Here is a 12429-nt window from a genome sequence, read left to right as displayed (position 1 = left end):
AATGATCCGCGTCAGTAGGTACTGCCTGGGGAGTCAGGCACTTCATACTGCCGGCCATGCCCGTCCTCGGCCCATGCACCGCGTCTGGCACTCGCATGTCGATAGAGAGATCCGCCGAAGACGCCGACTGTCAGGAACGCGGCCTGCACTGCCCAGGCGTTGGGGCCGAGCGTCCTGCGAACGACGCTCGCGCCGTGAGGAGATGACGAGAACCACCGGTTCTCGAACCACTCGAGCCCGGGGCGATTCACCAGGTGAGGCCCTCGATGATCGGGATCGCACGCGTGTAGCGAATGTCGTCGGTCCCGGGCTTGAACGCCAGTCCCAGCACGGCGACGCGCTTGCCTTGGACGTCGGCGTGGTCGTCCAGCAGGTCGAGCATGCGTTCGGGCTGGCGGTCGTTGACTGCGACCGCCGCGTCGAGCAGGACGGGATCGTAATCGCGGTCACGGGCTGCGTGTCTGATCGCATTCATATCATTCGGGAATTACGAGCCGCCCCAGCCGACGCCGCTACGCAGGAAGTGCTCGTCGATGCGGTGATCCAGCGCGATCGCGTCGGCCACCTCGTAAGCGTCGACGCCGTACGCCTTGCAGACGTTGCCGATCTCGTTGATCAGGCTGATCTTCGTCGCGAGGAACGCGTTGTTGGCGTACTTGATCATCTCGGCCTCTTTGATCCTGGTCTCGACGATTTCCCGGGAGACCAGCTCGCCGAACGTCCCCGAATCGACGGGGACGTCATCGAACGTCCAGGTGTCGCGCTCGGCGTCGACGGTCAGCAGTTCTTCCAGCGCGGTTTCGAGGTCGGGCCTGTCCTCGAGAAGCGACTCGGTCGCCGCCCGCACGTCAGTCATAGTTGTGCAGCGCGGAAACCCACGACTTCAGTCGTGGGAGGAAGCGCGTCGGATGCGCTGCCGACCACCGCGCTCTGGCCGGCGACGGTTTCGCTATCGGTACATTTAGGCCGGTTGAGTCCGTACATAACTCCGGACTCCGAGGCGGCCAAAACGGACGCCCCGGAGGGGCCGCCGTAGGCCGGCCCCGAACAGCGGGACGCCGACGACGCCGCTCCGACCGCCGGTATGGCGGCCTGAAGTGTCCGAGTCCACGCTGAATTAAAGCGGCGTGTTGACGCCAGCGCCCCTCGCCGGATAAAGCCCGGCGAGAGTACGTGCGACCGAACAGAACAGTTCGGTCGCACAGAACCACGGCGTCGTGCAACCCGCCCATGACGGCTGACGAAGCGAAGGCGGAAACCTCCACGGGGAAAGCCCTTGACTTTAGTCATGGGTAGCTTACATGCTCACTCCACCGTGGAACGCGCTTAAAAGCACAGGTTCCATCGATCCGATGACCCAATATTTGACTGCGTCGCGTTCGTAGCGCGCGGTCACGCCTCTCGTCCAGAGTGGAAGCCAGCGATTGGACATCCTCAATGTGACATCGTCAATCGGTCGCACCGGTAAATCGGTACAACGGTCACTATCAGGCATCTGTGAGCAACGAGCGTGCGCGCTGAACGTAGCTGTTTGTCTCCCAGCTACGAGCGTCGCTCATCGTATCAAGCAGCGTACGAGCATCTGACCCGGACAGCCGCCCAGTTCGAACGAACACCGACAGAAGCGTCGGCGTTGTCACGAGCCGGCTATCCGCGAGCGATGCGTGGATCAATCCAAGCTGGTTGAACTCGTCACAGAGTAAGAGAGCAGCATCAGTCTCGTTTGACAGAGAGACCGCAGCGTTTTCGCCGTCATCGAGTGGAAACCTGGCATCCAACTCAACCGATCGTATTTCAAACTCATCAGTTCGGTCCAGAACCGTTGTTGCTCCGCGAGCATGAATATCATCGTACGAAGCAATCTCTTCGAGTTCCGTGACGACGACCGATGGGATACTGACCTCGTACTGATCGAGACAGAGTGCGAGAGGATCAGGATCTGAGGTGGCGACAATACCGAGACTGACGAGTCCCGACGTGTCTGCTACGAGCACCGACATTATGCGTCTGCAGCCTCGTCGATGAAGTCCTCATCCAATTGTTGTTTCAACACTTGGAGGTTCGCGGCCTCTTCAGCGCCGACAAGCGATTTGAGCTGTTCAAGGGAAATCTCATCGTCGTAGTAGGCGGCCGCGATTTCTTGAGTGAGCGCGTCGTCGTGGGTAGCATCTTGGAGGTATTCACGGAGCGCGGTCACCAAGATATCGGTCCGATCCTCTCCGAGGACGTCTGCGAGAGCATCGGTTCGGTCAACAAGCCGGCGTGGGGCCCGGAACTGGACACGTTTCTTCTCGCTACTCATTATGTGTACATTGTGAGCCAACTCACTTAGCCCTTGCCGTGACCCGAGTGAGAGCCAAAAGCACAGGTTCGCGGGCGACCACGTCGACAGCTCGCGGGAGAAACATTCACTTTGCTGTCTCCCATACCCTGGGACATGCACGTCGATATCGTGCCGGTCGGCGACGTGTCCGCCTCGGTCAAGCGCGAGGCGTCGGCCGGACTCCGATCTGTCTACGACTGCGACGTGACCGTCCACGACACGCAGTCGATCCCGACGGGGGCCTACGATTCGAGCCGCGAACAGTACCGGGCCGAGGAGTTCATCCAGCTCGCCAGCGATATCGGTGGGGGCCAGAAGAACATCGCGATCACCGACAAGGACCTGTTCTACCGGCGGCGCAACTACGTCTTCGGACTCGCCTATCTCGACGGCAACGGGTCGGTCATCTCGACCTATCGCCTGCAGACCTCCTCCGACGGCGGCTTCACGAATCGCTCTTCCGGCGAGGTCTTCGCCGAGCGCGTCCGCAAGGAGGTCGTCCACGAGATCGGCCACACCCTCGGGCTCGAACACTGCGACAACAAGCGCTGCGTGATGAGTTTCTCCCCGACCGTCCGCGAGGTCGACGTCAAGGAACAGCACCTCTGTGGGTCTTGCCAGCGCGAGATCCTCTAGTCGCCGGGTTCTTGTTCCGACCTCTCCTTTCCCGACACATGTCCGACCTGCTGGCAGTCGCCGAGCGCGCGGCCGACGCCGGCGCCGAGTTCGCGATCGAGCGGTTCCGTCGCGACGTCGCCGTCGAGACGAAATCGACGGCGATGGATCTCGTCACCGAGGTCGACCGCCGCGCACAGGACCGCATCGTCGACGTCGTCCGCGAGCACGACCCCGACGCGACGATCGTCGCCGAGGAAGACGACTTCCGCAAAACCGTGCCGGACCGCGGCGAGGCCTGGGTGATCGACCCGATCGACGGCACCACGAACTTCGTCCACGGGCTGCTGACGTGGGGCCCCGCCGTCGCAGTCGTTCGGGACGGCGATCCCGTGGCCGGTGCCGTCGTCGCTCCGGCGCGCGAGGAGCGCTATCTCGTCGGCCCCGAACGCGCGACCGGGAACGGCGACCCCCTGCGCGTCAGCGACCGCTCCGATCCCGACTCGTTCGTCGTCGCCCCGATCCTCCGGTACACCGGAAGTGCGGCCGACAGGGACCGGTTCGCCGCCCTGACGACCCGGCTGGTGACCGAACTGGGCGACGTGCGACGGCTCGGATCGGCGCAGGTGACCCTCGCGCTCGTCGCTGCGGGAGTGCTCGACGCGACGATCGGGCCGTTCCCGCCGAACGCGTGGGACACTGTCGCAGGGGCGCTCATGGTCGAACGCGCCGGCGGGACCGTCACCGACCTCGCCGGCGAGCCGTGGACGCCCGACAGCGACGCGATCGTCGCGACCAACGGCGAGGCGCACGACGCCGTCCTCGACCGGCTCGACGGGTTCGACGAGTGATCGACGGCGAGACATACGACGCCCCCGACCGACTCGACCGATTCGCCGCGCTAGCGCGCGTCTCTGAGCGCGCCGATCAGTTCGGTCTCGTCGACGAACAGTTCGAACCGCTCGCGGCTGTCGACGGCCACGACCGGCACGCGGTCGCCGTATCGGTCGCGAAGATCGGGGTCGCTGTCGACGTCGACGGTCTCGATCGCGACCGGAACCGCCGCCTCCTCGGCGGCCGATTCGATCGTCTCGACGGCCTCCTCGCAGAGCTCGCAGGGGTGGCGGCGATACACGGTGATCGGAACCGGCTCGGTCATCGATCGGGCTTTGCGCCGCGCCCGTTTTTGCCTTCCGGCCCGTCTGGACGGTATGAGCAACTGGTCGATCGACGACGTGCCACGGCTTGAGGACGAAACGATCGTCGTCACTGGAGCCAACAGCGGGCTCGGTTTCGAGGCGACGCGGGAGTTCGCACAGCGCGGCGCGACGGTCGTGATGGCCTGCCGGAGTATCGAACGGGGCGAGGACGCTCGACGGGAGATCGAAGCGACCGATCCGGACGGGAAACTCGACGTCCGGGAGTGTGATCTGGCCGACCTCGAGTCGGTCGAGCGCTTCGCCGAGGGCGTCCGCGAAGCGTACGACTCAATCGACGCCCTCTGTAACAACGCCGGCGTGATGGCGGTCCCCCGTAGCGAGACCGCCGACGGCTTCGAGACGCAGTTCGGCGTCAACCACCTCGGACACTTCGCGCTGACGGCCCGGTTGCTGGAGCCGCTTCGCGCCGGCGGCGAGACGCGCGTTGTCACCCAGTCGAGCGGGATGCACGAGCGCGGCGAGATCGACTTCGAGGACCTCCACGGGGAGCGCGACTACGACAAGTGGGACGCCTACGGACAGAGCAAGCTGGCGAACGTGCTGTTCGCCTACGAACTCCAGCGGCGACTCGACGCGGCGGGAATCGACGATATCACCAGCGTCGCCGTCCACCCCGGCTACGCGGACACGAACCTGCAGGCCCGGACGGGCCGCGAGTCCGGTTCGAAGCTCGTCTACGCGGGGATGAAACTCGCCAACACGATCTTCGCACAGTCGGCCCGACAGGGCGCGCTCCCGATGGTCTACGCGACGGTCGCCGAGGCGGTCGACGGCGGCAGCTACGTCGGGCCCGGCGGGTTCCTGAACATGCGAGGCGCGCCCGAGGAGCAGCGGTCCAGCGATCGATCCTACGACCGGGAGACCGCGAAGCGACTGTGGGCGGTGTCCGAGGACGCGACCGGCGTGGCGTACGATTTGCCGACAAGTGGTGACGGTCCGTCGAGCGCGTAGTCGCGGCCGTTGGACGGGACGCGCTTCGCGACCGTCCCGACGGCGCCCGGTATGACGAGGCGTCGATCAGACGATGCCACCGGACTTGAGGAGTGTGGACACCACCGAGAGAATATCGCGTGCGGCCCCGAACGCCCGGAACCCGTACCCGAACCCGATCGCACCCACGGGAATCGCCGCCAGCGTCGCCCGCCGGTAGGACGTCTCGTGGACGACGGCGATGCCGACGACCAGCAGGACGAACCCGTACACCCCGCAGGCGAGTCTGACGGCCGGCACGGGAACGCCGGCCGCGACGCACGGCGCGCTCGCGTACGCGAGTACCTGCACCGTCTCGCTGACGCCGGCGCGATCGGAGACGAGCGCCATCAAGACGAGCGTCTGGAGCGCGACCAGCAGGTGCAGCGCCACCGGCGCGACGAGCACGACTGTCAGCGCGAGCGCGAGCGCCGGGCCGGCGATCGGGTGGCTGCTGACCGCCGGCGCGCCGTCGGCGACGAGCAGATACCGCCCGCCCTCCGCAACGAACACGACCGCCATCAGGAAGAACAGCCCGGGGGCCTGATCGGCCGGGGCGACGCCCGTCCGGAAGAACCGCCGCGGGGCGGTCAGCACCTCGAACCAGGCGCGGGCGACCGCTCGCGGCCCCCGATCGCGCCCGCCCTCCGGGTCCTCGATCCACTGTGTCACGGTCGTCCCTTGCAGCGGTGGTGATTTGTCCGTTTGGAAACCGGCCGTCCGCTCGCGAGACGGGCGGGCACACTACCGTTGCGCGTTGCTCCTGACCGTGCTCCCGATCGCGAGCGCGGCGCCGATGATGACGAGGTTCTTGACGATGTACTGGCCCTCGACGGTCAGCGCGTAGGGCACCGTCGTGAAGACGACCTCGGGCAACAGCACAATCGGCAGGAACGTCCCGGGCAGCTGTAGAAAGAGCAGGAAGATCCCGGCCCGGATCAGCGGCCGATAGAGCAGGAAGAGGCCGATGAGCATCTCCCAGACGCCGAGCACGGGGACGAACACCTCCGGCGGCACGACGTAGACGGTGGACGCGACCAGCTCCGCCGCCGGGCTGACGTCGAGCACTTTCAGCGCGCCGAACCAGATGAACACGACAGCCACGGACACCCGGAGCATCGGGATGCTCCATCGCTCCATTGCCCGGGCGATGGTTCTGTCGAGTTCGTCGAACCGCTCTCTGTACGTCTCGAGTCGCTCGCTGACTGTTCCGTTTTCCATGGCTGACATACGTGCTGGGTCGGAAAGTCCCTTTCTGCTGATACCGGTAGTTTCCCCGTCAGGTCGCTACGTGCGAACTTCTCAGCCGATCGCCAGCGCCTTCGACACCGCCGCTCAGTTCGCACGGTACATCACTCGTGAAGCTAATCGCCGGCGCCGACGTTCTCCTCGCTCTCGAACGACGCCGGTTCGGGTTCGATGTTCGCGTACTGGACGGCGTCCGCACCCAGCGTCGCCACGCGCGCCTCCAGGTCGCTATCGACGAACTCGCCGTCCTCGATCGCGGTGCTGGCTCGCGGAACGGCCGCCTGATGGGGGATCACCCAGCAGTCCAGCGCTCGACAGACCGACCGCAGGTGATCCAGCGCGGTGATCGGGAACGACCCGCCGGCGACTGCGAGCAGCCCCACGGTCTTCTTCTCGAACTCGTCGAACCCGCAGTAATCGAGCGCGTTCTTCAGCGGCGCGGCGTACGAGCCGTGATACACCGGCGTCCCCAGCAGGATCGAGTCAGCTTCTCGGATTCGTCGTGTGAGTTCGGGGGCGTCCCCGGCCTCCCGGGCGTCCGCGTCGAAGACCGGCAGTTCGAGTTCGCGGAGGTCGATCAGGTCGGTGCTCGCGCCGGCCGCGCTGGCGTCACGCAGCGCGCGCTCCAGCGCGACTCGCGTGTAGCTGTCCTCCCGGAGACTTCCCGCGATCGCGGCGACGTGTGGCTCTGACATGGATCGACATATTCGCACCGTCGCAAAGAAGCCCCCGGAGACGCCGACCAAAGAACCAAGCCAGTCGACGGCGCAACGACAGGTATGGATCTCGGACTCATCGTCGAGACCAACGACCCCGAGAAGGTCTGGAACGGCTTTCGACTCGCGAACACGGCACTGGAAGACGGCCACTCCGTCGAGGCGTTTCTCCTCGGTGACGGCGTCGAAGCACCCGACCTCGAACACCCGAAGATGAACCCGCGCGGCGCGATGCGCAAGTACGCGCTCAACGACGGCGAGCTGCTGGCCTGTGGCACCTGTCTCGACTCGCGCGACCTCAAGTCCAGCGAGCTCCGCCCCCGGGCGACGATGAGCGACTGTCTGGCCGTCGTCGAGAACGCCGATAAGGTACTCACGATCGGGTAAGGCAACGGGGCCGAACACGACGACAGAGGTCAGTCCGCCGGTCGTTCGGATCGGCCCTGCTCGACCGACAGCGGGTCACCTGTCGACTGTGCGGTCACCAATCGCAGGAACTCGCCCGCGCTGGTGAGTAGCTTGTTCTCGGCTTTCCGGAGGTGCTCCTCGTAGGTCGACCGGGCGACGTCCGTCTGCGCGGCCAGCTCCCGCAACGAGGTCCGTCGAGGCTGTTCGTAGTACCCGCGCTCCAGCGCCAGCCGGAGCGCCGCCAGCTGTCGGTCGGTCAGTCCCTCGAACAGTCGATCGACCGGCGCGAGCATGCTGTGGGGGACCGGGTCCTGCTCGATCGACGTCTTCGAGAGGACCTCGATCTCGCGGTCGTCCTCCAGGTCCTGCAGCAGCGCCCGGACGTCCGCGTCGTCGAACGCGATGACAGTGTAGTGCTCCCAGCCCTGACGGTGGATCGTCGGCGGCTGATAGAGGCAGTTGTGCTCCTCGAAACGCTCGACGATCGACCCCTCCAGCGAGCAGAGACACGACTGCGTGACGACGTGCAGCCCCGACTCGTCGACCGATTCGTGCAGGACCATCCCGATGTCGTCGATTCGGTCGAGCACGTCCGCGTCCGGGACATCCGGCGCCGTGATCTCCACGACCTGACAGTCGTCGAGGTACCACTCCCTGATCGTCAACTCGGGGTTTCGCTCGGAGATCTCCCGGTAGGGACACTCGTGTCTGACCCGGAAGGACGCCTCGTAGAGGCTCATGCTTGCTGTTGGCTCGCGACAGTCTAAAGGGTGCCGGACATGGCCGGCAGCATATACAATCGAATGGTGCTCGTACGGGCGAGCACTCATGGACGAGACCACGGAATTGCGACAGGGGATCCGCGAACACCTCGGGCAGTTCTCGCTGCACGTGCTGCTGGTGTTCGCGACCGGACTGACGATCGGTTCCGAGCGGACGGTCGTTCCCGTGCTGGGCGAGGACGTCCTCGGCGTCGAGTCGTTTCTCGTCATCGGGTCGTTCGTCGTCTCCTTCGGATTCGTCAAGGCACTGCTGAACCTCTACGCGGGCAAGTGGGGCGAGGAGTACGGCCGCAAGCCGGTGCTCGTCGCCGGGTGGCTCACTGCGCTGCCGATCCCGGTGATCCTCATCTACGCGCCCAGTTGGGCCTGGATCACCGTCGGGAACGTCCTGCTCGGGATCAACCAGGGATTGACCTGGAGTATGGCGATCAACGCGAAGATCGACCTCGCCGGTCCCGACCAGCGCGGGCTGGCGGTCGGGATCGACGAGGCGTTCGGGTACACCGGCGTCGCCGTCGGCGCGTGGGTCACGGGCGTCATCGCCGGTCGGACGAGCCTTCGGCCCGAACCGTTCTACTTCCTGGCGGTCGTCGTCGTGCTGGCGCTGGTGCTGTCGGTCGTCCTCGTCAGAGAGACCGTGCAGCTGGCGCGTCTGGAGGGCGACGACGACCACCGCGACGCGAACCTCCCGTTCCGTGCCGTGCTGAAGCGGGCGACCTACGGCGACCGGACGCTGTTCGCCGCGGCCCAGGCCGGCCACGTCGAGAACTTCGTCGACACGCTGTTCTGGATCGCCGTCCCGCTGTATCTCACGAGCGAGGGACTCGCGATCGAGGCCGTCGGCGTCGTCGTCGGGATCCACAGCGCGATGTACTTCCTGCAGATCGGGACCGGCGGGCTCGCGGATCGGATCGGCCGCCGGCCGCCGGTCGTCTGGGGGATGTTTCTGGCCGGTGGCGGCGTCCTCGGGATGGCCCTCGTCGATAGCTATCTCGGCTGGGCGGTGCTGGCCGGGCTCTCGGGGCTCGGCATGGCACTGCTGTACCCGAACCTGATGACCGTGCCCGGCGACGCGGCCCACCCCTTCTGGCGTTCGGCGGGCATGGGCGTCTACCGGATGTGGCGCGACGCGGGCTACGGCGTCGGGGCCGTCCTCATCGGCCTGTCGATGGAACTGGTCAGTGCAGAGGCCGCGTTCTACGTGACCGGCGGGCTGATGTTCCTCTCGGGCGCGATTGTGTACGGCTGGATGGAGGAGACCCACCCGGAGTTCGGGACGCACGAACCACCGGCACCGGCTCCGGAGGCCGCGGTCGCCGACGACTGATCACTACTGCAGTCGAACCACGGCGTCGCCGTCCCGCGTGTCGAGTTCGACCAGTCCGTCGGCCTCGAGATCGGAGACCAGTGCTCGCAGCCACTCGCGGCCCCCCTCGCCGTCGCCGTCGGGGACGTAATCGACCCGGACGCGCGGGCCGAGGTCGTCAAGCGGCAGTTCGTCGGCGTCTCCGAGCACCGAGATCACGCGACCCCGGAACTGCCGGCGGCTCCCCTCGAACTCGGGCTGGGTCGGGACGTCCGGCGCGGTGAAATCGCCGGTCTCGTAGGCGTCACACCACTTCCGCCAGGGACAGGCCGCGCCGTCACAGGCCGGCGTCTTCGTGCAGGCCACGCCCCCGAGTTCCATGATCGCGTTGTTCCAGACCCGCGACTCGCCGTCAGGCATGAGCTGTCCCGCGACGCGTTCGAACTCGCCATCCTCGTCCGGGACACCGAAGGCGCGATACAGCACTCGCCTGACGTTCGTATCGACGACGGCGTCGCCGTTGTCGAACGCGAAGGAGGCGACGGCGTTGGCGGTGTAGGGACCGACGCCCATCAGCTCCTGCAGGCCGTCGGGATCGCGGGGGAACTGCCCGCCGTGTTCGCCCCGGACTTCCCGGGCAGCCTCGTGGAGGTACTTCGCGCGGTTGTTGTACCCGAGGCTGTGGTCGGTCCAGAAGCCGACGACGTCCGCCCGGTCGGCCGCGGCGAGATCCTCGACGGTCGGCCAGCGGTCGAGAAAGTCCGCCCAGGCGTCGACGACGCGGTCGAGCTGGGTCTGCTGGCTCATCACTTCCGAAACGAGGATCGGGTACGGATCGGTCGTCTCCCGCCAGGGGTACTCCCGGTGGTCGTCCTCGTACCACTCGATTAACGCCGCCCTGACGCGGTCGGCGTCGTCAGGAAGAAAGTCGTCACCGGACGCCTCGGTCATCACCGGACTGTTCGGCCGTAGACGCTTGATACTGTCGGCACGTCCGCGGGAATCGAGGTCCGATCGGACCCACACTGATATGTACGAGGAGAGTAAACACCCCGGGGAGAGCCGATGTCAGATCCCGACGCACCCGTCGTGCTTATCGTCGAAGACGAACCGGACGTCGCCGAAACGTATAATCTCTGGCTACAGGACGAGTACGTGGTCCGGATAGCCCAGAACGGCGACGAAGCCCTCAACATGCTCGACGAGGCGGTCGACGTGGTCTTGCTGGATCGGATGATGCCCGGCCTGTCGGGAGACGAAGTCCTCTCGCGGATCCGCGAGAGCGGCTACGAGTGTCGGGTCGCGATGGTGACGGCGGTCGAACCGGACTTCGACATCCTCGAGATGGGGTTCGACTCGTATCTCACCAAGCCGATCCGGAGCGAGCAACTACACGAGACGGTCGAAACCCTCCTCGAACGCTCGGAGTACGACGGGCTGCTGCAGGAATACTACTCGCTCGTCGAAAAGCAAGCGACGCTGGAAGCGACCAAAAGCAGCGCGGAGCTGGCCGAAAGCGACGAATACAACGAATTAACGGAGCGGATCGACGACTTGCAGGACGATCTCTCACAGACGCTGGGGGGAATCGAAGACGACGAGGACTTCATCGCAACACTGCGGGGGCTCGGGAATGGCGACGAACACTGATCACACCGGGACAATGTACGATCTCACTTCCGTACTTGATGTGGATGCACTGGCCTCGGTCAGGCCCGGCTCGACGATCCTCATCTCGGGTCCGGCCATGACGGGAAAGGAATCGCTCGCGTACGACCTGCTGGCGGACGGCGTCAGGCAGAACGAGGGTGCCGTGATCGTCTCGACCGGCGACCGGACCGACAGCGTCATCGGGGACTTCAGCGAGCGAACCGGGCGAGAGTCGTTCCCGCTGGGCGTCATCGACTGCGTCTCGGATCGGTCCGGCGGCGAGACGACCGACGACGGCGTGTACGCACACCACGTCTCCTCGCCGGGCGACCTGACGGGGATCGGGATCGGGATCACTAAAGCCCTCGAAGGCCTCCACGAGAGCGGCGTCGAGAAGGGGCGGCTCGCGCTCGCATCGCTGTCGACGATGCTGACCTACACCGACCGCAAGACGGTCTTCAAGTTCTGTCACGTCCTCTCCTCGCGGCTGGACTCGGCGGGCTATCTCGGCCTGTTCACCATCGACTCGGGCGCACACGACGACCAGACGCTGCAGGTCATCAAGCAGGCGTTCGACGGGATGATCGAGATCCGCGAACGGGACGGCACCCGAGAGGCACGGGTCGTCGGGCTGACCTCCTCGCCGTCCGACTGGCAGACCCTAGAGTAGCTGGTCGATAAAGTTGACCCAGCGGCGGTTGCTCTCGACGTATTCCTCGTGTGTGTGTTGCTGAAGGTCGGGTTCGCGGAGACTCTTCAGCGCGGAGATCGCCCGGTCGAGCCCGACGATCGTATCGGCCAGTTCCTCGGCCTCGTCAGGGGAGACGTCCGCAGTTCGAAGCCGGTCTTTCAGCCGGTCGCGCTCCCGATTGAGCGTTGCGCGAACGTCCTGGACGGCCTCGCGTTTCTCCGGCGGGACGACGCCCTGCTTTTTGGTCTCCCAGACGAACGACCGCAGCGCGATCGTCTGCCCGTCAATCGTCACCTCGTCGGGGATCTGTTCGCCGATCGTCGCCCCCCGTTTGGAGATGCGATCGAGCAGTTCCGATCGTCGCTCCTCCGAGACGACGTCACTCTCGCTGCTCATACCCGTCACTGGACGGTCCGGCGTAGCCAGTCTTTCGGTTTCCGGCGTCGTCTCGATGAGCGCTCGAACGTGCGCGACCGGGATGGCAGGTATTATCTCTCCGCC

The 12429-nt window shown here is 65.7% G+C and carries 17 protein-coding genes and 1 pseudogene; 7 read left to right on the top strand and 11 right to left on the bottom strand.

Annotated elements, in window-relative coordinates; all coding sequences use genetic code 11:
* Positions 1-11: 11 nt before the first annotated feature.
* The 4 genes and pseudogenes from HSR122_RS03015 to HSR122_RS03000 all read right to left on the bottom strand — a co-directional run bounded on the left by HSR122_RS03015 (position 12) and on the right by HSR122_RS03000 (position 2302).
* Positions 12-251 carry a hypothetical protein gene (locus HSR122_RS03015; protein ID WP_229111208.1) on the bottom strand — a complete coding sequence of 80 codons (240 nt, stop codon included), beginning with the start codon at positions 249-251 and terminating at the stop codon, positions 12-14.
* 5 nt (positions 252-256) lie between these two features.
* Positions 257-694: pseudogene (locus HSR122_RS03010) on the bottom strand (UDP-glucose/GDP-mannose dehydrogenase family protein); the annotation flags it as partial.
* Between the two features lie 793 nt (positions 695-1487).
* Entirely contained in the window at positions 1488-2000 is a 513-nt protein-coding gene (locus HSR122_RS03005; RefSeq protein WP_229111207.1) for a hypothetical protein, read from the bottom strand.
* Positions 2000-2302, bottom strand: coding sequence for a hypothetical protein (locus HSR122_RS03000; RefSeq protein WP_229111206.1), 303 nt, complete (start codon positions 2300-2302; stop codon positions 2000-2002). The genes HSR122_RS03005 and HSR122_RS03000 overlap by 1 nt, the downstream gene beginning before the upstream one ends.
* Before the next feature lie 135 nt (positions 2303-2437).
* Here HSR122_RS03000 and HSR122_RS02995 point away from each other — a divergent pair, with 135 nt between their 5' ends.
* On the top strand, positions 2438-2959 hold the full coding sequence (locus tag HSR122_RS02995; protein ID WP_229111205.1) for an archaemetzincin family Zn-dependent metalloprotease: 522 nt from the start codon (positions 2438-2440) through the stop codon (positions 2957-2959).
* A 38-nt stretch (positions 2960-2997) separates the two neighbouring features.
* Positions 2998-3789: an inositol monophosphatase family protein gene (locus HSR122_RS02990; protein WP_229111204.1), complete on the top strand. Its 792-nt coding sequence runs from the start codon at positions 2998-3000 to the stop codon at positions 3787-3789.
* A gap of 50 nt (positions 3790-3839) precedes the next feature.
* On the opposite strand, the gene HSR122_RS02985 is transcribed toward HSR122_RS02990, so the two are convergent.
* Positions 3840-4097: a glutaredoxin family protein gene (locus HSR122_RS02985; protein WP_229111203.1), complete on the bottom strand. Its 258-nt coding sequence runs from the start codon at positions 4095-4097 to the stop codon at positions 3840-3842.
* A 52-nt stretch (positions 4098-4149) separates the two neighbouring features.
* Here HSR122_RS02985 and HSR122_RS02980 point away from each other — a divergent pair, with 52 nt between their 5' ends.
* A complete protein-coding gene (locus HSR122_RS02980) occupies positions 4150-5109 on the top strand; it encodes an oxidoreductase (RefSeq protein WP_229111202.1) in 960 nt (319 codons plus the stop codon).
* A 66-nt stretch (positions 5110-5175) separates the two neighbouring features.
* Here HSR122_RS02980 and HSR122_RS02975 read toward each other — a convergent pair whose 3' ends face one another.
* The 3 genes from HSR122_RS02975 to HSR122_RS02965 form a co-directional block, all read right to left on the bottom strand.
* Positions 5176-5799: a YIP1 family protein gene (locus HSR122_RS02975; protein ID WP_229111201.1), complete on the bottom strand. Its 624-nt coding sequence runs from the start codon at positions 5797-5799 to the stop codon at positions 5176-5178.
* Positions 5800-5871: 72 nt separating this feature from the next.
* Positions 5872-6348, bottom strand: coding sequence for a hypothetical protein (locus HSR122_RS02970; RefSeq protein WP_229111200.1), 477 nt, complete (start codon positions 6346-6348; stop codon positions 5872-5874).
* A 143-nt stretch (positions 6349-6491) separates the two neighbouring features.
* The gene (locus HSR122_RS02965; RefSeq protein WP_229111199.1) at positions 6492-7070 is read right to left on the bottom strand and encodes an NADPH-dependent FMN reductase; all 579 of its coding nucleotides are present in this window, start codon (positions 7068-7070) and stop codon (positions 6492-6494) included.
* 84 nt (positions 7071-7154) lie between these two features.
* Between HSR122_RS02965 and HSR122_RS02960 the strand changes: the two genes are divergently transcribed.
* Positions 7155-7478 (top strand): DsrE family protein, encoded by a 324-nt coding sequence (locus HSR122_RS02960; protein WP_229111198.1) that lies wholly within the window; start codon positions 7155-7157, stop codon positions 7476-7478.
* 29 nt (positions 7479-7507) lie between these two features.
* On the opposite strand, the gene HSR122_RS02955 is transcribed toward HSR122_RS02960, so the two are convergent.
* Complete coding sequence (locus HSR122_RS02955) at positions 7508-8239, bottom strand: helix-turn-helix domain-containing protein (RefSeq protein WP_229111197.1); 732 nt, start codon at positions 8237-8239, stop codon at positions 7508-7510.
* Between the two features lie 88 nt (positions 8240-8327).
* Between HSR122_RS02955 and HSR122_RS02950 the strand changes: the two genes are divergently transcribed.
* A complete protein-coding gene (locus HSR122_RS02950; RefSeq protein WP_229111196.1) occupies positions 8328-9608 on the top strand; it encodes an MFS transporter in 1281 nt (426 codons plus the stop codon).
* Positions 9609-9611: 3 nt separating this feature from the next.
* Here the strand turns inward: HSR122_RS02950 and HSR122_RS02945 are convergent, their stop codons facing one another.
* Positions 9612-10538: an HhH-GPD family protein gene (locus HSR122_RS02945; protein ID WP_229111195.1), complete on the bottom strand. Its 927-nt coding sequence runs from the start codon at positions 10536-10538 to the stop codon at positions 9612-9614.
* 114 nt (positions 10539-10652) lie between these two features.
* Between HSR122_RS02945 and HSR122_RS02940 the strand changes: the two genes are divergently transcribed.
* A complete protein-coding gene (locus tag HSR122_RS02940; protein ID WP_229111194.1) occupies positions 10653-11237 on the top strand; it encodes a HalX domain-containing protein in 585 nt (194 codons plus the stop codon).
* Positions 11238-11250: 13 nt separating this feature from the next.
* Complete coding sequence (locus tag HSR122_RS02935) at positions 11251-11907, top strand: RAD55 family ATPase (protein ID WP_229112172.1); 657 nt, start codon at positions 11251-11253, stop codon at positions 11905-11907.
* Here HSR122_RS02935 and HSR122_RS02930 read toward each other — a convergent pair.
* A complete protein-coding gene (locus HSR122_RS02930; protein ID WP_229111193.1) occupies positions 11899-12324 on the bottom strand; it encodes a DUF5788 family protein in 426 nt (141 codons plus the stop codon). The two genes, HSR122_RS02935 and HSR122_RS02930, sit on opposite strands and share 9 nt — an antisense overlap.
* Positions 12325-12429 lie beyond the last annotated feature (105 nt).

Source organism: Halapricum desulfuricans (assembly GCF_017094525.1).
GTDB classification, from domain to species: domain Archaea; phylum Halobacteriota; class Halobacteria; order Halobacteriales; family Haloarculaceae; genus Halapricum; species Halapricum desulfuricans.
This window is presented reverse-complemented; position numbering and strand designations above follow the sequence as displayed.